Genomic DNA, 21,181 nt, shown 5'->3' with positions numbered 1-21,181 from the left:
CCAATGAATATCTGCTGGAACCGCATCCGCCTGGCGCTGGTCGCCCTGGCCTGCGTCGGCCTGTCGGGCTGTGACTGGGTGCTGCTGGATTCGAAGGGCATGGTCGGGCTCGCCCAGCGCGACCTGATCCTGATCTGCATCGGCCTGATGCTGATCGTGGTGATACCGGCCATCGTGCTGACCTTCGTGTTCGCCTGGCGCTACCGCGCCGGCAATACCAAAGCCAAATACATGCCTGACTGGTCGCACTCCACCAAGGTGGAGATCGTGGTCTGGGGCGTGCCGCTGATCATCATCGCGGTGCTGGCGGTGATCGTGTGGAAGTCCACCCACGAGCTGGACCCCTACAAGCCGCTGGACGTGGCCGGTGAGCCGCTGCACGTGGACGTGATCGCCACCGACTGGAAGTGGGTGTTCGTGTATCCGGACCTGGGCATCGCCACGGTCAACCAGCTCAACTTCCCGGTCGACCGCCCGCTGGCGTTCAACATCACCTCCAACTCGACGATGAACACCTTCTTCATCCCGCAGCTGGGTGGGCAGATCTACGCGATGGCCGGCATGCGCACGCAGCTGCACCTGATCGCCAACGAGCCCGGCCAGTTCCGTGGCATGTCCGGCAACTACAGCGGGCATGGCTTCTCGAACATGAAGTTCATCGCCACCGCCAGCAGCAATGAAGAGTTCGAGCGCTGGGTGGCCGAGGTGCGCAGCGCGCCGGACGCCCTCAGCTTCACGCAGTTCAAGGCGCTGGCCGCGCCGTCGAAGAACGCACCGGTGCAGCACTTCTCCAGTGTTGAACCACTGCTGTTCAAGAAGGTCATCGACCAGTTCATCGGCGTTGGTGAGAACACCGCTGCTGCGACCCCGGCGGGCGCTGCCGGCGGTGCCCAGGTTTCCCAGGAGTAACGAACATGTTGGGTAAATTGACGTGGGAGGCCGTGCCGCTGCACGAGCCGATCGTCGTGGTCACATTGGCGGCCATGGTGCTGGGTGGCCTCGCGCTGCTTGGCGCGGTGACGTACTTCAAGCTGTGGGGCCCGCTGTGGCGTGACTGGTTCACCACCGTGGACCACAAGAAGATCGGCATCATGTACGTGGTGGTAGCGCTGGTCATGCTGGTGCGTGGCTTTGCCGATGCGCTGATGATGCGCGCCCAGCTGGCCGCGGCTGGCCCGGGCAGTGACGGCTTCCTGCCACCTGAGCACTACGACCAGATCTTCACCGCGCACGGCGTGATCATGATCTTCTTCGTGGCCACCCCGTTCGTGGTCGGCCTGATGAACATCATCGTGCCGCTGCAGATCGGCGCGCGCGACATGGCGTTCCCGTTCCTCAACGCCTTCAGCTTCTGGATCTTCGTGGTCGGCGCTGCGCTGATGATGATCTCGCTGGGCGTTGGCGAATTCGCCATGACCGGCTGGGTCGCCTATCCGCCGCTGTCGGGCATCGAGTTCAGTCCAGGGGTCGGTGTTGATTACTACATCTGGGCGTTGCAGGCTTCGGGCATCGGCACCTTGCTGACCGGCGTCAACCTGTTCATCACCATCCTGCGCATGCGTGCGCCGGGCATGACCCTGATGAAGATGCCGGTGTTCACCTGGACCGTGCTGGTCACCAGCGTGATCATCATCGCCGCCTTCCCGATCCTGACCGTGGCGCTGGGTGCGCTCACCCTGGACCGCTACCTGGACTTCAACTTCTACACCAACACGTTGGGTGGCAACCCGATGATGTACGTGAACCTGGTGTGGGCCTGGGGCCATCCAGAGGTGTACATCCTGGTGCTGCCGGCGTTCGGCATCTTCTCTGAAGTGACCGCCACGTTCGCGCGCAAGAAGCTGTTCGGCTACAAGTCAATGGTGGGCGCCACCCTGGCGATCGGCATCCTGTCGTTCATCGTCTGGCTGCACCACTTCTTCACCATGGGCTCCGGTGCCAGCGTCAATGCCTTCTTCGGCATCATGACGATGATCATCGCCATTCCCACCGGCGTGAAGATCTTCACCTGGCTGTTCACCATGTACGGCGGTCGCGTTGAGTTCAGCGTGCCGATGCTGTGGACCATCGCCTTCCTGGTCACCTTCACCATCGGTGGCATGACCGGCGTGCTGCTGGCCATTCCGGGCGCGGACTTCCTGCTGCACAACAGCCTGTTCCTGGTCGCGCACTTCCACAACACCATCATCGGCGGCGCGCTGTTCGGCTACCTGGCCGGCTTCGCCTACTGGTTCCCGAAGGTGTTCGGCTTCACCCTCAACGAGCGCCTGGGCAAGTGGTCGTTCGCCTGCTGGGTGATCGGTTTCTACCTGGCCTTCATGCCGCTGTACATGCTCGGCTTCATGGGCATGACCCGCCGCATGAACCAGTACGACAACCCGGCGTGGACGCCGTACCTGATCGCCGCCTTCATCGGTGCACTGTTCGTGTTCGCGGGCATCATCCTGATGCTGGTACAGATCTACGTGAGCGTGCGCGACCGCAAGCGCAACCTGGACCTGACCGGCGACCCGTGGAATGCGCGCACGCTGGAATGGGCCACGCCGTCGCCGCCGCCGTTCTACAACTTCGCCGTGGTGCCCAAGGCCGATGAGCTGGATGCCTTCCACGAAGCGAAGAAGCGCGGCCTGCCGCCGCCGCCGAAGAAGTACGCACCGATCCACATGCCGAAGAACACCGGCGTGCCGCTGATCCTCAACATCTGGATCCTGGTGTTGTGCTTCGCCCTGGTCTGGCACATCTGGTGGATGGCCGCGGCCAGCTTCATCGCGATGATCGTGACCCTGATCGTGCGGTCCTATGACGAGGACGTGGACTACTACGTCAGTTCCGAAGAGGTGGCGCGCACCGAAGCGGCCAACCTTGCCAAGCTGAAGGAGGTACGCGCATGAACCTGTTGACCCGCCCCGAGCTGGCCAGCGACACGCAGGCGCACGAGGACCACCACGAACACGACCATGGCCACGAACAGGGCGGCATGAAGGTGTTCGGCATGTGGGTCTACCTCATGTCCGACCTGGTGCTGTTCGGTTCGTTGTTCGCCTCGTACGCGGTGCTCAGCACCGCCTACGCCGGCGGCCCCACCGGCAAGGACCTGTTCTCGCTGCCGTTCGTGATGGCCGAGACCTTCCTGCTGCTGGTTTCCAGCATCACCTACGGCCAGGCCGTGCTGGCGATGCATCGTCACGACACCTCGGCAGTGCTGCGCTGGCTGGGCGTGACCTTCGTGCTCGGTGCCTCGTTCATCGGCATGGAGATCTACGAGTTCTCGCACCTGATCCACGAAGGCGCGGGCCCCAGCACCAGTGCCTACCTGTCGGCGTTCTTCGCCCTGGTCGCCACCCACGGCCTGCACGTGGCCAGCGGCCTGATCTGGATGGCGGTGGTCATGCACCAGGTCTACAGCCGCGGCCTGACCCCGACCAACATCACCCGCGTGTCGTGCCTGAGCCTGTTCTGGCACTTCCTGGACCTGGTGTGGATCTGCGTCTTCACCTTCGTCTACCTGATCGGAGCCTTCTGACATGGCCCACGTCGAAACCTCGCGCGCCGGCAAAGCGCACGGCTCCACCAAGTCCTACCTGATCGGCTTCGTGCTGTGCGCGCTGCTGACCGTGGTGCCGTTCGCGCTGGTGATGAACCCGGTGCTGTCGCGGCCGCTCACGCTGTTCCTGCTGGTCGGCTTCGCGGTGGCGCAGATCCTGGTGCAGCTGGTCTATTTCCTGCACATGGACCGTAAGTCCGAAGGTGGCTGGAACCTGGCCAGCTTCGTGTTCACCCTGGTGATCCTGTTCATCGTCGTCGCACTGTCGGTCTGGATCATCTGGAGCATGCACTACCACATGATGATCAACTGACCGTGGCCGGGGTGATCGGCATGGACCGCGCGATCACCCCGGCACCTCCGTCCTCTTTCCCCCACGGGCAGGCCTGACCGAGACCCCGCCCGCGTCTGCGTTGGTGGTACCCGTGAAGCGCTTTGCTGCTGTTACCCGTTCGTTGTTCTCTCCCCGTTTCCGCCTGCCGCTGCTGGCAGGCCTGGCCATCGGCCTGCTGGCCGGCTGCAGTGCGCAGTCGCGCATGGACTTCTATTCCAAGGACATCGCCTGCGAAGAACTCGGCCAGCAGTGGTCGATGCCCGACAGCCACGGCACCGTGCGTGGGCCAAGGGACCTGCAGGGGCAGGTGACCTATCTGTTCTTTGGCTTCACCAGCTGCCCGGACGTGTGCCCGACCACCATGGTCGAGCTCAGCCAGGTCAAGCACCTGATGGGCAAGGATGCCGACCAGCTGCAGGTAGTGTTCGTCAGTGTCGATCCCGCACGCGACACGCCCGAAGTCGCCCGCACCTACGTGGAAGCGTTCGACCCCAAGGCGATCGCACTGGTCGGCAACGAAGCGCAACTGGCCGCGATGGCCAGCGACTTCAAGGCGTTCTACGAAAAGGAACCCGGCCCGGTGCCGGAGACCTACACCATGAGCCACATTGCTGGTGGCTACGTGTTTGATCGCCAAGGCCGCCTGCGCCTGTTCGCGCCCTATGGCATGCCGGTGGACAAGCTGTTCTCGGACGTGCAGCGCCTGCTGCTCGAGCCTGGCCATCCGGCCGCCGGCAACGGCCCGCTGGCCAGCTGCCACCTCAAGCAAAGCGACACGCTCGCTGCCGGGTAATCCTGGGCCATGCCCGGCTGATGCCGCCAGTTCGTCGCGCCCGCTGCCCCGGTAGGTGTCGACCGTTGGTCGGCACACCCCCCACACACCAATCCCCCGACCGGCCAGGAGAGCCAACCGGCCAGGGGCACCACTCAACGCCTTACTTGGTTTCTTCCCACTGCACCACGTCCGGCTCGGCCGCCTTGATGCCGGCGGTCGACAGCAGCTTGGTGGTCGCATCCAGCGCCGCGTTCACCGACGGGTACTCCACAATCGCGCGGCCCGAGGCCTTGGATACCTTCACCACGGTGCCGCCGGTGGCGGTGGCCGCACGCTGAGCCGAAGCCGCATCGGTGAAGAACACCTTGACCCGCGAGGTCGCCACGACCGGTGCGCCATCGTTGGAGACAGCGGCCGCAAACTTGCTGGCACCGGCATCCGCACGTGTGGCCACACCGGTAGACGCATCCGTGGACCGCTTGCTGCGGGTGCCGACGGCCGCCGCGCTGGCATCAGCCCCGGTGGTGATCCTGAACTGGCCGCCGCTGGCCTGCTGCACGGTTGCCGACGGTGCCAGCTGGAAGCGCGAGCCGCCCACATTGAACGAACGGCCGGTGGCCTCCGCCTTCAACTGCTGCGTGTCTACGGTCGACAAGGTCTTCGCCGGAGGTGTCTGGCCCGAGCTCTGTGCCCAGGCGGTGGTGGTCATCGCCGCGAGGGCGAGGGTGCTCAACAGAATGGTCGTCTTCATCATCAGTGCCCCAGAACGCGGATCTTGAAGAATTCGAGGTTGCCACGCGATGCAGCGTTCGCGGCCTGCCCCAGGTCGGTGACTTCCAGCGTCCAGGTGCCCGTGGCGTTCTCATCCAGGAAGGCATTGCTGGACAGCAGGTCCCAGTTGGTGAAGTTGCGCTGCACACCGTTGAGGCCAGAGCCGATCGCGGTGAATGCCGGTTGCACCACGCTGCGGGTGCCACTGGGCGAGATCAGCACGAACTGCAGCTGGCGGGTGTTGCTGTGGTTGACGCGGAAGCCGAGCTGCACGCTCTCGATGTTGCGCGCACCGTTGGCGAGCTGGAAGGTCAGGCGCGCCGCGGCCGCCGAGGTATTGCCGATGGCCACGGTACGCGTCGTGTTGCGCCAGCCACTATCCACCAGTGCACCCAGCGGCTGGAAGTCCTCTGCGACCTGTACCGCGCGTGCTGCATTGACCACACCGAAACCGTACCAGTTGCTGTAGGCACGGCCGGCGGCATTCACCGTCCAGCCCGGCACCAGCACGCGGCCGTCGGAGTGGGTCACCGCTGCCCGGTTCGGATCGGTGCGGGTGGCGGTGGTGGCCAGGATGTACTTCACATCGCGGTAGGACAGGTTCGGGTTGGTCTCCAGCAGCAGTGCCGCCACGCCCGACACCATCGGCGTGGCCGCCGAGGTGCCGTTCATCTTGCCGGTGTAGTTGCAGGTGCTGTCGATGGCAGACTGGTCGCCGTCCAAAGTGTTGCGCAGGCTCGTGTTCTTGTTGCTGCCCTGCGCGCAGCCGGTGACATCGGTGGTGAGGATGGCCGGATCGTAGCGGATCGCCAGCTGCCCCGGCACGACCTGCCGCTGCCAACCATTCTCACCGCCGAAGCCGGACACCCACAGCGCCGAGCCGGTGGACGAGTAGGACGAGCGCACGCCATCGGCGCGCACGGCGGCAACGGTGATCACGTTGAACAGGTTGTTACGCGGGTCGCGGCCGGCCGGAATGCAACCCGTGTTGCGGTTCTTGGTGTCTGCCGAGCAGATGTCGGTGCCATCCGAGCGTGCACCGTTGTTGTGATTGTTGCCAGCGGCCTTCACGTAGATGCCACCGCGCCCGCCACGGGTGCCGGACATGGCCTGCTCATAGGCGGCGATGTCGTTCTGGCTGTAGGCCAGCGGCAGGTTGGGGTTGCCCGGGCTGGAGCCCCAGCTGTTGTTGAAGACCCCCACGTCGGCCACTTCGGCGCCATCCCACCACGAGTACTCGATGTTGGAATTCGAATTGCCCTGGGCATTGGACGCCAGGAAGTTGAAGCCCTTGAGTGTGGCGGCCGAGGCGACGCCGCGCACGCCCAGGTTGTTGGCGCCTACTGCACCGGCGATGCCGCCGACCATGGTGCCGTGATTGTCGCGGTCGGGATTGGACGGTGAAGGGTTGTTGCTCTGGTTGGCGAAGTTCTTGCCGGCGACCGCCGCGACGTTGGCGGCCAGGTCCGGGTGGGCGATCTGCAGGCCGTCATCGACGATGGCGATGGTGACGCCCTGGCCGCGGATGCCGTTGCGGTACAGGCCATCCACGTTCAGATCGTTGCCGGCCACCGGCAGGGTATCGCCCAGTACGGCCTGTCCGGTGTTGAGCAGATGCCACTGACGCCCGGCCAGCGGATCGGCCTGCTGGGCCTGGGCGGTGACGGCCAGGCTGCCCAGTACCAGGGCAGTGGCCAAGGCCAGGCGCGCGGAGCGCGGTGGCGCGGAGCGTTGCGTGTGTCGCTTCATACACGAATCCTTCTGTTGTGAATCGGCATGGCAGGACGGCGGGGCGGAACTGCCCCATCGCAACGAGCCAAACGCGACACAACGAACAACCCCCTACCTCTTCACACAAGCAATCTGCAGATGTGCCAATTGCGTCACAAACACTTATGCCGTGGGGTAATGACGACTGCAGCGGCCCGCATCTGGTAGGTGCCAACCTTGGTTGGCACGCGTATCCACGCATGGCGCGGATCTACCCAGCATCATCGCGCGCCCTCACATCACGCTGTGCTACTACAGCCCGTGCACCCTTCTGCACGGAGCACGATGATGGTCAACCCCCTGGCCCAGGCGCATCGCGGCCTTGGCACCACGCTGTTCAGCCTGCTGAACCCGATACCCTTCGGCTTCTTCGTCGGCGCGCTGATCTTCGACGCGATCTACCTCAACAGCGCCGAGGTGATGTGGGGCAAGGCCGCCGCCTGGCTGATCACCTTCGGTCTGCTGATCGCCATCATTCCGCGCCTGATCAACCTGTTCGCGGTCTGGCGCCGCAACGGCACCGCCACCCGCATCGACCGCATCGACTTCTTCCTCAACCTGGTCGCGGTCGTGCTGGCCATCTGGAACGCCTTCGTGCACAGCCGCGATGCCTATGCCGTCGCGGTGCCGGGCACGATCCTGTCGGCGCTGACCGTGGCCCTGATCGCACTGGGCCTGATCCTGCTGTCACTGCAGCCGCCGGTGCTGCAGGGAGGTCGTCATGGCTAAGCACATCCTGCCTACCGTGGGCGCCCTGGCGCTGGCCGTGATGCTGTCGGCCTGCGCGGGCAAGGCCGAATACCACCCCACCGACCAGTCGGGTGCGAAGCCGCCTCTGCCGGCACCGAAGAACTTCCTGATGCCGCCGATGCAGGTGCCGCGCGGCGTGGGTTGGGCCGAGGGGCAGTCACCCACGGTGGCCGAAGGCCTGAAGATCGAACGCATCGCCGCCAACCTGCTGCATCCGCGGCGTCTGCTGACCCTGCCCAACGGCGATGTGCTGGTGGTGGAGGGCAATGGCCCCGGCGAAGAACCGGTCACCACGCCCAAGCAGTGGATCGCCGGCAAGGTCAAGGCGCGCTCGGGCAAGGCCGGCAAGGGCGGCAACCGGGTCACCCTGCTGCGCCGCACGCCGGGAACGAACACCTGGACCCAACACGTCTACATCGAAGGCCTGCATTCGCCGTTCGGCATCCAGCTGATCGGCGACACGCTGTACGTGGCCAACACCGGCAACATCGTGCAGTACCACTACGTGCCGGGTGAAACCCGCATGTCCGACAAGGGCCGTGAGTTCACCGACCTGCCCAGCACCATCAATCACCACTGGACCAAGGAACTGCTGGCCAGCCGCGATGGCAGCAAGCTGTACGTGGGCGTGGGCTCCAACAGCAACATCACCTAGAACGGCCTGGCCGTTGAGTACCGCCGCGCGGTGGTGCTGGAAGTGGACGTGGCCACCCGTGGCAGCCGCATCTTTGCGTCGGGCATCCGCAACCCGACCGGACTGGACTGGGAGCCGAGCACCGGCACGCTGTGGGCCGTGGCGAACGAACGCGATGAAATCGGTGCGGATCTGGTGCCCGATTACCTCACCTCGGTGAAGGAAGATGGCTTCTACGGGTGGCCCTACAGCTACTACGGCCAGCACGTGGACGAGCGCGTGCAGCCGCAGCGGCCGGACCTGGTGGCGAAAGCCATCACGCCGGACTACGCCATCGGCTCGCACGTGGCACCGCTGGGCCTGCTGTTCTACACCGGCCAGGCACTGCCGGCGCAGTACCACGGCGGCGCCTTCATCGGCGAGCACGGCAGCTGGGATCGCTCACCATTGAGCGGCTACGAAGTGGTCTACGTACCGTTCAAGGACGGCAAGCCGACCGGGTGGCCGCAGACCGTGGTCAGCGGTTTCGCTTCGAAGGACGAGAAGACCTTGATGGGCGCACCGGTAGGCATGGCGATGGACGCCGAAGGCGCACTGCTGGTCGCCGACGACGTGGGCGACGTGGTGTGGCGAGTGTCAGCCAAGTAGCTGTGTAGCGTCGAGCCACGCTCGACTGCTTTTGCCAGCAGCAGTCGAGCATGGCTCGACTCTACAAAAAGCCATAAGCCGCCGAGCCTGGGCCCGGCTCTACATTTCCGAAGGCGCAGCGCGCAACCCGCTGAACACAGACTCGGCAGCAAACCCCACGCCACCCAGCAGCACGCCGAAATACACCACCGTAGCCACCACGAAACCGTAACCGGCCGCCACCGCGGCACCATCGCGCTGGATGAAGCCGATCGCAAAGGACATCAGCGCCAGCGCCGGCAAGGTATTGCTGAACGGAATCGGCCCGGCCGGCGCCATCAGCAGCAGGGTTGCGAACACCAGCATCAGGTTGTTCAGGCGCATCATCTTCTTCGAGCGCACCATCACCGCCAGCCGCATCGGCCGCGACAGCCGCTCCATGCGGTGCACCCATTTCAGCGCACGGCCCAGGTTGGCCTTCAGCTTCTCGGTGGCGATCTCGCGGCGCGCCAGTTTCTGCGGCACCCACAGCGGGCGGTTGCGTACGCGGCTCAGGCCAATCAGCAGGATCGAGGCACCAAACACCGTACTCAGCCCGGGAATCGACACCGGAATGATGAAGATGGCCGAGAGCAGGATCACGATCAGCAGCAGGCCTTCGTCGCCCAGCGCACTGAGCAGGGTGCCGATACTGACCTGCTCACCGGGCAGCTCGTCGATCATCTGCTCGATCTGCTCGGCCAGGGGCGCGCTGTCATTGGTTTCGGGGGCTCGGTAGGTCATGCGTCGCAAGTTTCTCCAGGGAAGGGCGGTCAGCGGGCCGTCCTGCGGTGGGGGACGCACAGGCTCCCGCAGTATCCCGGCCAATGTGGGCAAAGAGGTGAACCGGGCATGAGGGGGTAAACTGGCGTGCCCCGCACGAGTTGAACGCAATGGACATGGGCCGCAGGCAATCGACCATCGAACTGGTCGCCATCGACATGGATGGCACCCTGCTGGATCCCACCCACACGCTTACCGCGCGGGCCAAGCAGGCGATCGCGCAGGCGCGCGCGCTGGGCGTGCACATCGTGCTGACCAGTGGCCGCCCGGTTCCCGGCCTGGCACCGTTCCTGCACGAGCTGGGCATCACCGGCGACGACGACTACTGCATCGCCTGCAATGGCGGCCTGGTGCAGCGTATCGGCACGCGCGAAACCGTGGTCGAGTATCCGCTCAGCTTCGACGACTTCCTGTTCTGCGAGCAGGTGGCCCGCGAAGTGGGCGTGCATTTCCAGGCGCTGGACAGCCAGCGCATGTATACGCCCAACCAGGACATCAGCTACTACACCGTGGCCGACTCGCATCTCTCGCGGATGCCGCTGTCGTACCGCCGCGTGGAAGACATGGACCCGTCGATGTCCTTCATCAAGCTGATGATGATCGACGCGCCGGACGTGCTGGATGCCGCCATCGCACGCCTGCCCAGCGAACTGACCGAGCGCTTCGCGGTGCTGAAGAGCGCACCGTTCTTCCTGGAAGTGTTCGACCGCCGCGCCGGCAAGGGCCCGAGCCTGCAGAAGCTGGCCGAGCACCTCGGCATCGACCGCACCAACGTGATGGCCATCGGTGACCAGGAAAACGACCTGACCATGCTGCAGTTCGCCGGTACCAGCGTGGCGATGGGCAATGCCATCGACGCGGTGAAGGCGGTGGCGCGGTTCGAGACCACCAGCAATGCAGACGAAGGCGTGGCGCGCGCCATTGAGCGTTTCGTCCTGCAGTAACCGCGCGTCCCTATGCCCTGGTAGGTGCCAACCTTGGTTGGCGCATGCACACCGTATGCGCCGACCAAGGTCGGCCTCTACCGGGTCCCTTCCGCCTCGGTAGGTGCCAACCTTGGTTGGCACACGCAGGCGGTAAGCGCCGACCCAGGCTATACCCACGTATAACCCACCCATCCCCATCGCCATCCGCGCTGTACCACCGCGCAATGGCGAATGCGGCACTGCGATGCAAGAATTTCGCACGTCGAAATCACCCCATCGAATCCCACGGCAGATGATCGCCTTCGTCTGCTGACCGGCGCGCACCGCGCCGTCACTCCCTCAACGCAATCGCACCGCCAGCCAGGGCGCCGACACCGGTGCTGCAACGTGCTGGGCGTGCGCCTGCGCCGCTCTCTCCCTGCACCTGGATCTGCCCATGAACACCCCACCCACGACGCGCCTCGCTCTGGCCATCATCACGGCCATCACCGCACCTGCGTATGCCGCAGAAACGCACGATGCCGCGCATGACACCCCCACCACCTTGAACGCGCTGCAGGTCATCGCCACGCCGCGCGGCGCCGCCGTTGCGCCCACCCAGGTGATCGGTCCGAACCGCTACATCATCAAGGCTGAAGACCTCGACGCGATGGTCACCGGCAACAACGGCCTGGCCATGCTGAAGCAGGTACCGGGCGCCAGCTACACCGCCACCGACGGGCTTGGCTTGGATATCTCGGCCACCAGCCTGTTCGTGCGTGGCTTCCGCATGAATGAAATGGGCATCACCTTCGAAGGCGTGCCACTGAACGACAACGGCTTCCTCTCGCTCACCGGCACCAGCGTGGTGAACGTGGGCGTGCCCGATGGCATCGGCGCGATCACGGTCAGCCCCGGTGGCGCACCGGTCAGCGTGTTCTCCAGCAGCGTCAACGGCGGCAGCCTGGAATACCGCCTGCGCGAGCTGCAGGACACGCCCAGCCTGCGCGTGAAACAGGGCGTGGGCAGCAACAACACGTTGGTCACCACCGTGTCCGGGCAGAGCGGCCAACTCGGCGAGCATGGCCCGAAAGTGCTGGTCGACCTGCAGCGTGTGTCTGCCGACAAGTACCAGGGCGAGGGCACCCAGAACTTCCTGCGCGGCGACCTGAAGCTGCAGCAGGATGTCGCCTGGGGTGACTTCACCGTGTTCCTGTCCGACAGCAAGGCCAAGGTATGGGGCTACAACAACATCTCCTTCGACATGATCCGCAAGCTGGGCTGGAAGGCCGACATCTTCTATCCGGACTATGCGTGGGCCTGGTACGTGGCCTCGCCGGAGAACGCGGACAAATCCTGCGGCGCCTACACCTGCGGTGAGCTGTCCGAACTGATTCCGTACGACACCGGCCAGATCACCCGCGATCGCGTGTCCTCGATCAACCACCGCTTCCAGATCACCCCGGCGCTGAGCGGCAACGTGCAGCTGTACAACGCCAACAGCCACACCCAGGCCACGCTGACCGACCCGACCGTGCCGTCGCCAAACGGCGCACCGTTCTCCGAACAGGTGCAGACCCCGCGCGTGAATCGGCTGGGCGGCATGCTCAACCTGCAGTTCGAGACCGGCGCGCACACCTTCACCGCCGGCGTCTGGCAGGAGAAGAGCAAGGCCGCGGCCAAGACCGAGTGGTACCAGCAGCCGCTGCTGGGCGAGGGCCCGCCGCTGAAGGCCACCGGTCCGTTCGATGTGTATGGCCCCGCGTTCAAAACCGACAACGCATCAAGCTGGGTGACCCGCTCGCGCCAGTTCTACCTGCAGGACGACATCGTGCTGAACGACACGCTGAAGCTGGGTGTCGGCTTCAAGGCCGTGGACTTCCGCACCAGCGGTGGTGGCCTGGGCGATGCCAAGGATCGCCCAGTGAACGGCACGCTGCGCGCGAAGAGCAACTTCCTGCCGCACGTCTCGCTGTTCTGGAGCCCGGCCGAATCCACCGACGCCTTCATCGACCTGGCCAATACCATGAACGGCTATCGCGTGGCGCAGCGCGGCAACATCGGCTACACCGCCTCCGCGTGGACCATCACCGACCAGGAAGAGTTCGACCGCGTGGCCGGCACGCTGCGCCCGGAGAAGAACTGGAATCTGACCGTCGGCGCGTCGCATCGCTTCGACCGGCTGACGATCACCGGTGACGTGTTCTACAACGACATCCGCAACCGCCTGCTGTCGGCGGCCATTGGCACCCAGTTCGCGCAGATCAACACGGTGCGGCTGATGCCGAAGATGCACGTGATCGGCGCCGACCTCGGCATCACCGCCGACCTGACCGACCACCTGCAGTTCTACCAGGGCGTGGCCGTGGCCCGTTCGTACTACGACAGCGATTTCGTGGTGGGCGACACGGTGTACCCGATCAAGGGCAACGCCCAGCCGGGCTACCCGCAGATCTCGCTGGTCAGCGACCTGTCCGCCCACTTCGGTGACTGGCGCTTCGGTGCCACCAGCACCTCCTACCTGCGCCAGCCTTTCACCTACGAGAACGACATCCGCGTGCCGAGCTTCTGGCAGGTCAACACCTATGCCGCCTACCGCTTCGGTGCGGACAGCGCCGTGCCGGGCCTGGAGCTGCGGCTGGACGTGAGCAACCTGTTCAACCGCCACAACATCGGCACCGCCACCATCGCCGGCTCGTCGTTCTCGGGGGATTACCAGACCCTGCAGCGCAGCGCCCCCCGGCAGCTGATGTTCAGCACCTCGATGGCGTACTAAGTAGATCCACGCCATGCGTGGATGCACCTGGCGGTCCCCAGGCAGGTGCCCAGATCCGTCCACAAACCCGCCTTGCGCAATCAACAGGGATTTTCTGGCGGCGACGCAAGGTTCCCACAATGTTGCTGGGTCATGCTGTCGGCATGGCTCAGTACAACCCGCGATCACCGTTGTTCGGCATACGGAGTCATGGACGGCCCCGGCAGGCGCTGTCCGTGGCGCCTGTGATCGACCTGCAGGCCGAGTACCAGTTCTGGCACGTCTACGAGCGTGTGGTCCGCCCGTTGCCCGGTGGGGGGCTGCGGCTGGCCTGGCTGGTGTGCCAGAAGGTGTACCGGGACCGGTGGCAGCACCCGGACGACAGCGACGAGGCGGCGTTGTCCCGGGTGTTGTTCGGCGGGAACATGACGGCTGACCGGGCGTCGGAGCTGGCGGAGCTCCACGCGCTGGTCAGCCGTCGGGTGGCGTTGCTGGCGAAGCGTGGGCGCGTGGATTCCGCTGCGTGATGCCTGCCCTTGGTGGGGTCGACTGTTAGTCGACCGCTCTTTGCATCTACTTCACAGAAGGCCGCGCTTCGCACGCGAGTCGACCAACGGTCGACTCCACCAAGAGCCAACCCGACCGGCATTTCTAAGGCTTTCCCCGATCCAACTGCCGATAGCCAATCGCTTCAGCCAGATGCGCCGTCTGGATCACCTCGCAACCCGCCAGATCCGCAATCGTGCGCGCCACCCGCAGAATCCGGTGCATCGCTCGCGCAGAAAGTTGCAGACGCTCAATCGCCTGCTCCAAAAGATCCTGATCGGCCTCGCTCAGCTTCGTGCACGCCCGCAGCGCCGCCGGCGGAAGGTGCGCATTGAGCGCGCCACGCGCCTGCTGCCGGGCGTGCGCGGCTTCCACCCGTGCACGTACCGCAGCACTGGGCTCACCCAGCGGCGTACTCTCCCGCAGCTCCACCGCGTCCATGCGCGCCACGCTGATATGCAGGTCGATACGGTCCAGCAACGGGCCGGATACCCGCGCGCGATAGCGGTTGATGCGCTCGTCACTGCACAGGCAGCGGTTGCTGCGGTCACCGGCCCAGCCACACGGGCAGGGGTTCATCCAGATGTTTTGTGAGGAATAGTGCTTGGGAAAAAAGATAAGGTGCGGCAAATTAGCTCTGCTCACCACGGTAGCTCACATTGCATGGCAACTAGAAAGAAGAAGGGTGTCGGCGAGGTCCAAACGGGCCCGGACGGACTTTGGATCACGGTAAGGGCGATCGGTCGGGCGCATGGAGTAGCGTCGATTGACTTCACATTTCTTCGGAGTTGGATCGGACCTCGCGGTCAAGCCGCATTTGTCGATGCAATTGTCAAGCTATCAAGGCGCTACGTCGCGGCCCAGAACACGTACTCGGTTCGCTGCGTCCTTCAGTTCTGGCAGGCCCTCGGTGCAAGAAGGGGGTGGCCGGCTCCAAGTCGTCGAATCAGTTCCGCTGCCTTGGTCGCGCAACTGTCTGATCTTCGGGGTGAGTTCTACGCGGCCAGAGCGGCGGTTGGAGTCGCGCTAACTACGATCACGAATCAGTGGACCAGCTTTGTTCGATTCATCCCCTGTCTTGTTCAGACCGGTGCAATCAACTTCGTCGAATCGAAATTGGCTGCCATCTCCGCTCCGCCTCGCGCGCTCATCATTGCGGATAGGGAGCATGCTGCAAACTCACCAGTGTGCCTGAACAACGCCCCAAAGACTTTGAACTCGGCACAGAACTCATACAACGACAATCTCTTCGAGTCGATCTCAATCGTTGATGGAAGTGCAGAGTACCTAGATCGCTATCAGGAAAAACTTGGGAAGGCAGTAAACACGATTCTCCACTGCGCAGTGAAGGACTTCGAGGAGTTCGTGGCTCAACGAGAGAGAGGCTTGGCTGAAATTAGCCGTTTCGACGTAGGTTCACTACATGAGCTTAAGGCGCATCGCCGAGGCGGATTCTCCCGAGAGAACTGGGGGCACCTGCTGAATCAAGAGCGATATGAGAAGGGTCTCAGGATTGCCTTGGGGATATGCGTCTTTGATATGGGCGGGATTCCTAGGCAGCGACGCAAATTCGATGTGAAGTCGAGCAAGGCATCCATCTTAGATGGGTCTAGCAGAATCTGGGACTTCGTTTCTTCGTTCGGAAAGAACGAGCTCCTGCCATACCTTGGCATCATGAGTAGCAAGCAGGCGGCAGTCTGCATACTGATCCTACTCATTGAACACCCGATTCTTAACCCAGTGGCGTTGTACAGGGCCAGGATAGAAAGGGATCGTCATGGTGGAACCTACATCTCCTCCGATGGTCTTGTCGGAAAAGGGGGTATCCGCTTTAGCGTGGAGAAGCTGCGTGCGGGCGAGGAGAAGAGTGTGGAGCTTTCGCCTCTTGCCCAGCGAGTTCTTGTGAAGGTCTTCGAGTGGACCGAGCCCGTACGTACTCGGATGATCCAGGAAGGGAGAAGGAAGGATGCAAACCATCTTTGGATTGGCATCAGTAGCCTCGACTACCGTTTGAAAGCCTTCTCGGAGAAAGCGTTCCTGAATGCACTTGGTGCATCTGAAGCTTGGCGCAGTGTCAGGGGAGCCGGCATGGTCACCCGGGCAACGAACTTCGGGGAGCGCCATGCCGAGCTCGCTCCATGGAGAGAGAAGCTCACCTACAAGAATCTACGAATGAACTCCGGAGTGCTAAAGTTCCTTGAGGCAGATGGTGATCTTGTCGTAGCGGCGAGGATATTTGGCCACCGATCGGTCAAGACGACCTTGGGGCACTACGTCCCAAATGCCCTTCGCATCGCCTTGTTTGAGAGGCAGGTTAGGCGGCACCAGAACAGACTGATCGTTCAAGCATTTTCTGATCACGAGCGGCTTCTTGAAGTGTCGGATTTCTCGACGGTTGAGGACCTCCACCTGTTCCTCTCGGGTAGCGCGGACGAGGCTGCTGAAGCTCAGGTTCCCCGCCGTGTGTACAAGGCCGCTTCTCCTGGCGCGGGACTGATCCTCTGTAAGGATCCTGATGCGCTGGCGGTTGCAATGCTCTACCGGGATCGCTTGGAAAGCGCCAGTGCGACCTTCCTGGATCGACCTGATCTCCGGACCGGAGTTGCCCCGCGATTCTGGAGAGACTTTGTGGATGCGCTGACCGCGCCATTGCCCCCGGCATTGATTGAGATCACTGATCTTGTCGAGTGTGCATTGGCTAGAAAGACTGTCATCATTTCTCGCATTCGGCTGCCGGAGATCCGGTGATGGCTCAACTTCCCTCGGAGGTCCTGTCCTTCTTCAGTCGGACCCAAACCGGTTTGAGCCCATTAGTGCGTCCGTGGTGGCTGAAATCCGCGGTCCACGAATCTGTATGGAGAGTTGAGACGGGAAAGAGAGATCTGCGCCAAGTCGGTGAGAAGAGTCGCGGTGGGCAGGTTCTGAGATGGGATCTACTGCTACCAACGGGACGATTGAGCACATCATCTCACGCAGTTATCTGTGAACAATGTAAGGCGTTGATCATCGCCGTAGCGAAGGTACGTGGATCAACCCGGTCGCTCAGATCAGTTCATGGCGCACTGTTTCTCTTCGCAGAGTTCTTGGCCCTTAAGTACGAAGAGAAGTTCCTGCGTGACGGACTCCTAGTCGCTCATCTGGACGACGTAGAGGCATTCATGGAGTCCTATGCTGAGGCGGGGTCTTGCGGGACGGGGCGGTTCATTGAGCGCCTTAGCTCTTACCTTTCGGCTGAGATTCCGTTGGAACGGTTAGACGCGGATGAGGTTAGGAACCACTTTGGCTTGACGGAAACAAACCAGTTGAGTTTGGTCGCCATTGGCGCGGCTATATCGGTGGACTGGCAGAGGCTGCGCAGTAGTCCCGCATTTCGGAGCCATCTGACCCAGTACGGGTACCGAGGAGAACGCGACTTAAGCCGCGGCGCTCGTACCACCAGCGGCTATGCGGATATCTTTCCGCTACTGGCTCAGGCCTCGCACTCCGTCCAGACCCTAAGCGCGTGGGCTTTGAGCAATGTTCGCGAGGTTCGCGATGCTTGCCGACCTTTTCGCAGAGAACAGTCGGGCCGCACGGCGACATTGCCACCGACCGTCTGTAGGCAGTTTGTTAGGTCAGCGTGTGCGTGGATGCTTGAGGAGGCGCCTGCATTGGAGGCTCACCTTGCAGGGTTGATTGATGAAATCGCCCAAAGTGGTGACCTTGGCCACCGGTCGCCAACTGCATTGTTGAAGGATGCGGAAGCGCTGATTGAAACCGGTCCACTAGTACGCTGTTCGAGGTTCGTTTCCCAGCGTTTCAGGGAGAGAGGGGATGACAGGTACTGTGATTTGGAACCCTATCGGTTGTTCCCTTTGGTTCTCGGACTGATCCGAATCCATCTAGGTGTTTGCTTTGGACTTGTGGCCTTGTTTGCTTGTGCAAGGAGATCCGAGATCATTGACATGGGGTTGCATGCGCTCCTGACATCTGATGGTCGCTACCACTTGACGATTCACCAGGCAAAGCGGGGGGAAGGGAACGAGAGGCCGAGGTTTGACAAGCCTGTGCCACGTATCGTTGCCATGGCGATATCGATCATGAACAATCTCAGGACGCAACTACTTCGGGTGATGCCCAGGGAGGATTCGTTGCTGGATGATCGCGTGATGTTCTTCGTCGGAATGCAGGGCATCAGGCCATTCAGTGAGAATCATCCGCGCGTCGTTCTCCAGCTCATAAGTGACTACTTTGATCTCCGTGGCCCCGACGGAAAGCGATGGGTGCTTGAGCCTCATCAACTGCGAAGGAGCTTTGCTATGACATTCTTTCATTCGGAGGGGGAAGAGTCATCTCTACCTGCGCTCGCGTGGCTCATGGGTCATCATGATGTCGAGGAGACTTGGAGATACGTGAAGGAGTCTATGACGGGCAAGGAGATCAGTCATGCAGAAGCCTGTTTGGCGATGGCGGCTGTGAACTCAGGTGATGGCTCGGAATCTGCCCAAAAATTGAAGGCGCTTCTTCTCGAGCACTTCGGAAGCGACGATCTCGCTGTTCTCGATCATGATGATGTCTTGGAGTATCTGGAGATGCTCTCTGAGGAGCGAAAGATCAGTGTCAAGCCGATTCAGATTACAACCGGCGATCGTAGTACGTTCACAATCCTCATTTCGCACAGAGGGGAATGATGCCAAGGCTCAGTAAAGGACAGGTAGCTGCGGGTGTGCGGGACAAGCAGCTTCGTGCTGAACGGAGTGTTCGGGGCATCATCGCCATCCTGGACGAGGCGGTGGCAGTTGGGTCCCTTCTTGAAGAGCATAGTGATCTCTTTAGACGCATGAGTGATCTTGCCGGGATGAATGATGAGGCTCGAGGCATCTTTCCGATGTCGGTTCGAACACTCAGGAACAATGTGGAATCGCTGTACCCAGGCGGGATGGAAGCGTTTAGGCGTGCCATCGGAGAGCTTCTGGGGGCCGCGAGGAAGCCTGTTGCACAGCAGGAAGATGAGGCTTGGCTGGAGGATGCTGTTCTGGACATGACCGCTAGGTACAGTGATCTCGTGCAACGCTTCAAGAGGCTGGCTCTTGGATCGGAGGTCGCAGCCGATGAGCTAAAGCGACACTTCGATCGGTACCGCGGCTCTAGCTCCCTACGGGTAGTGAAGTGAAGATTGATGGTGGTTTGTGTAGGAGGGCCAGCAATCAATTCCGGTTACCGGGGGTTGGACGCGTCACCTCGTTCCTCGATAGGGGCGCGGCAGGAGGCATGAAGGTGGTGTTCTTCCCAAACGGCCGTTCTTGCTGGGAAGTGAATGCGTACCTAGTTCATTGCCGACGCCTTGGGCTGACGGTAGGTACGATATCCACCTATGCGAGTGAGCTAAGCCTGCTGGTACGATTTCTGTACTTGCGTCGCCTGGAGCTGAGAGAGATCGATGATGATCATCTGATCGAGTTTGCTGATTGGCTGGTGGTTCGGGATGAGTCCAGCGCAAGGCACATCAATCGTATCCTCTCACGTGTTCTCGCTTTCATTGGCTGGGCCGAATGTATCAGTCTCGGCCCTTTCCAGATCGGCCGGCTTGGTGAGCAGGCGATTATCACGGTTGAAAGGCGCGTGGTGAGGACGAAACGGCTGGACCGGGTGTCCTCGGACAGGCATGCAGCGATGCTTCCAAGTGGTGCAAAGCGAGTCGTACGACCAATGCCTCTTGAGGTATTTCGCCGACTCCTGGCGCAGTGCGAGCGAAGCGCGAAGCGCACCTTCGTAAAGAGTCGCAATCGCGCGATGCTCCTGATACTCGCGGATACCGGGATCAGGCGCGAAGAGCTTGTTTGGATCAGGGTCACCGATGTACTTGATGCATCGAAGGGTGATGGCATGCTGAAGGTGCGGACCTCGAAGAGGAGGGGGAACCCTATACGTCTGGTTCCTGTTCCCGCACTAACTTTGCAGGAGGTCATGAAGTACATCAGGGTGCAACGGGAAATGCATATGCGCCGCCATACCAAGTCCGGACGGGGGAGTCGCGACAAGGGTTGGGTCTTCTGCTCTCAGAGCGGTTCAAGGCTAGCTGCTGCAACGGTGAGCCAGACTTTCTCGGATCTGCGGGCGCTTGCCGGAGTTTCAGAGCGCGCTACGGCTCATATGCTTCGACACAGGTACATAACTCTTCAGGTCATCGATCGGATCAAGAGGCTTCGAAACATTGGGATTCTTGGCGTTGAGGCAGCAGCAACGGTACTCGCACAGGTGGCTTCTTTAAGCGGCCACTCCAATCCTACTAGCATGTGGGACTACATTGACTGGGCCTATCAGGAAATGGCCTCGGATGCCGAGAACCGCGGGACCTTGGAGATTGGCGAGCTCATCCGGGAACTGGAGGTTTTTGGTGAAGCGGCGATAGAAAGCTCCGAAGGGAGAGCCCTGCTTAGCCGAGTTCGTAGCGCACTTGCTTCGCAGCTTGAGAAGGCTCCGAAACTGGGTGTACTCGCCCACCAAGGGATGGGGCTGGGATGAACTGCTTGTGCAGGGGCGCCGGTGGTATGGGTGAGAGCCCTTTGCTGTTGGTGTGGTGCGGGCGATCCAGCACCTCTAGTAGCCGGAAGCGACGTCCATCGAACAGGGCGTCACTGGGGACAGTGAATGTCCTACAGAGTATTGGGTGTCGTGACCACCTTGATCGGTTGCCGGCGACGCCGTAAAAAGCGCCTTCTTCCTTGCGGATGCGATGCACACGCTTGTGGTCGTCCCACCAGGCGTCCCAGCGAAGCATCACCAACACGGGCTCACAGCCATAATGGATGCGCGCGTGAGTGCCCGAAAGCACATGGTTCGCGTTCCGAGTCGCCCTTGCACTGACCGGAATTCAATCGTTGGCGGTCGTGCTGTTCGCTGGCGTCGTACTTCGAGCGTGTAGCTCGTTTCCCTCGGTGCCCTCTCCGCTGGATGCTCAGGCATTCT

General features: G+C 62.3%; 16 protein-coding genes and 2 pseudogenes. 14 read left to right on the top strand and 4 right to left on the bottom strand.

Annotated features, from left to right (window positions below):
- The first annotated feature begins 3 nt into the window (after positions 1 to 3).
- The 5 genes from cyoA to QRO95_RS06530 all read left to right on the top strand — a co-directional run bounded on the left by cyoA (position 4) and on the right by QRO95_RS06530 (position 4,671).
- A complete protein-coding gene (gene cyoA / locus QRO95_RS06550) occupies positions 4 to 909 on the top strand; it encodes a ubiquinol oxidase subunit II (protein ID WP_049421129.1) in 906 nt (301 codons plus the stop codon).
- A gap of 5 nt (positions 910 to 914) precedes the next feature.
- Positions 915 to 2,891, top strand: coding sequence for a cytochrome o ubiquinol oxidase subunit I (gene cyoB, locus QRO95_RS06545; protein WP_006474876.1), 1,977 nt, complete (start codon positions 915 to 917; stop codon positions 2,889 to 2,891).
- Positions 2,888 to 3,523: a cytochrome o ubiquinol oxidase subunit III gene (cyoC, locus tag QRO95_RS06540; RefSeq protein WP_012512371.1), complete on the top strand. Its 636-nt coding sequence runs from the start codon at positions 2,888 to 2,890 to the stop codon at positions 3,521 to 3,523. Before cyoB ends, cyoC begins: the two co-directional genes overlap by 4 nt.
- Position 3,524: 1 nt before the next feature.
- A complete protein-coding gene (cyoD, locus tag QRO95_RS06535) occupies positions 3,525 to 3,857 on the top strand; it encodes a cytochrome o ubiquinol oxidase subunit IV (RefSeq protein ID WP_285302011.1) in 333 nt (110 codons plus the stop codon).
- Positions 3,858 to 3,999: 142 nt separating this feature from the next.
- The gene (locus QRO95_RS06530; protein WP_132811164.1) at positions 4,000 to 4,671 is read left to right on the top strand and encodes an SCO family protein; all 672 of its coding nucleotides are present in this window, start codon (positions 4,000 to 4,002) and stop codon (positions 4,669 to 4,671) included.
- A 142-nt stretch (positions 4,672 to 4,813) separates the two neighbouring features.
- On the opposite strand, the gene QRO95_RS06525 is transcribed toward QRO95_RS06530, so the two are convergent.
- Both QRO95_RS06525 and QRO95_RS06520 read right to left on the bottom strand, forming a co-directional pair.
- On the bottom strand, positions 4,814 to 5,407 hold the full coding sequence (locus tag QRO95_RS06525) for a S8 family serine peptidase (RefSeq protein ID WP_132810952.1): 594 nt from the start codon (positions 5,405 to 5,407) through the stop codon (positions 4,814 to 4,816).
- Positions 5,407 to 7,173, bottom strand: a complete 1,767-nt coding sequence (locus tag QRO95_RS06520) for a S8 family serine peptidase (RefSeq protein WP_110714014.1) — start codon at positions 7,171 to 7,173, stop codon at positions 5,407 to 5,409. Before QRO95_RS06520 ends, QRO95_RS06525 begins: the two co-directional genes overlap by 1 nt.
- Before the next feature lie 309 nt (positions 7,174 to 7,482).
- Between QRO95_RS06520 and QRO95_RS06515 the strand changes: the two genes are divergently transcribed.
- Both QRO95_RS06515 and QRO95_RS06510 read left to right on the top strand, forming a co-directional pair.
- Positions 7,483 to 7,923 carry a DUF2231 domain-containing protein gene (locus QRO95_RS06515; protein ID WP_049400823.1) on the top strand — a complete coding sequence of 147 codons (441 nt, stop codon included), beginning with the start codon at positions 7,483 to 7,485 and terminating at the stop codon, positions 7,921 to 7,923.
- Positions 7,916 to 9,226, top strand: a pseudogene (locus tag QRO95_RS06510) (PQQ-dependent sugar dehydrogenase). Before QRO95_RS06515 ends, QRO95_RS06510 begins: the two are co-directional and overlap by 8 nt.
- 99 nt (positions 9,227 to 9,325) lie before the next feature.
- Here QRO95_RS06510 and QRO95_RS06505 read toward each other — a convergent pair.
- Complete coding sequence (locus tag QRO95_RS06505; RefSeq protein WP_285302006.1) at positions 9,326 to 9,988, bottom strand: exopolysaccharide biosynthesis protein; 663 nt, start codon at positions 9,986 to 9,988, stop codon at positions 9,326 to 9,328.
- Between the two features lie 149 nt (positions 9,989 to 10,137).
- Between QRO95_RS06505 and yidA the strand changes: the two genes are divergently transcribed.
- From yidA to QRO95_RS06490, 3 genes are all read left to right on the top strand, one after another.
- Positions 10,138 to 10,971 (top strand): sugar-phosphatase, encoded by an 834-nt coding sequence (yidA, locus tag QRO95_RS06500; RefSeq protein ID WP_285302004.1) that lies wholly within the window; start codon positions 10,138 to 10,140, stop codon positions 10,969 to 10,971.
- A gap of 418 nt (positions 10,972 to 11,389) precedes the next feature.
- Positions 11,390 to 13,708, top strand: a complete 2,319-nt coding sequence (locus tag QRO95_RS06495) for a TonB-dependent receptor (protein ID WP_285302002.1) — start codon at positions 11,390 to 11,392, stop codon at positions 13,706 to 13,708.
- Positions 13,709 to 13,827: 119 nt separating this feature from the next.
- Positions 13,828 to 14,214, top strand: a complete 387-nt coding sequence (locus QRO95_RS06490; protein WP_110714009.1) for a hypothetical protein — start codon at positions 13,828 to 13,830, stop codon at positions 14,212 to 14,214.
- A 124-nt stretch (positions 14,215 to 14,338) separates the two neighbouring features.
- On the opposite strand, the pseudogene QRO95_RS06485 reads toward QRO95_RS06490, so the two are convergent.
- Positions 14,339 to 14,812 (bottom strand): annotated as a pseudogene (locus QRO95_RS06485) (ATP-binding protein); the annotation flags it as partial.
- A 537-nt stretch (positions 14,813 to 15,349) separates the two neighbouring features.
- Here QRO95_RS06485 and QRO95_RS06480 point away from each other — a divergent pair.
- From QRO95_RS06480 to QRO95_RS06465, 4 genes are all read left to right on the top strand, one after another.
- Entirely contained in the window at positions 15,350 to 16,981 is a 1,632-nt protein-coding gene (locus QRO95_RS06480; RefSeq protein ID WP_197649773.1) for a hypothetical protein, read from the top strand.
- Between the two features lie 881 nt (positions 16,982 to 17,862).
- The gene (locus QRO95_RS06475; protein WP_160314167.1) at positions 17,863 to 18,903 is read left to right on the top strand and encodes a tyrosine-type recombinase/integrase; all 1,041 of its coding nucleotides are present in this window, start codon (positions 17,863 to 17,865) and stop codon (positions 18,901 to 18,903) included.
- A gap of 35 nt (positions 18,904 to 18,938) precedes the next feature.
- The gene (locus QRO95_RS06470) at positions 18,939 to 19,385 is read left to right on the top strand and encodes a hypothetical protein (RefSeq protein WP_046984166.1); all 447 of its coding nucleotides are present in this window, start codon (positions 18,939 to 18,941) and stop codon (positions 19,383 to 19,385) included.
- Between the two features lie 239 nt (positions 19,386 to 19,624).
- Positions 19,625 to 20,737 (top strand): site-specific integrase, encoded by a 1,113-nt coding sequence (locus QRO95_RS06465; RefSeq protein WP_160314166.1) that lies wholly within the window; start codon positions 19,625 to 19,627, stop codon positions 20,735 to 20,737.
- Positions 20,738 to 21,181: the final 444 nt, after the last annotated feature.

The sequence above is a fragment of the Stenotrophomonas maltophilia group sp. Smal13 genome, from assembly GCF_030236855.1.
Classification (GTDB): Bacteria; Pseudomonadota; Gammaproteobacteria; order Xanthomonadales; family Xanthomonadaceae; genus Stenotrophomonas; species Stenotrophomonas maltophilia_A.
Note: the sequence above shows the minus strand (reverse complement) of the source record. Positions and strands in the feature narration are given on the sequence as shown.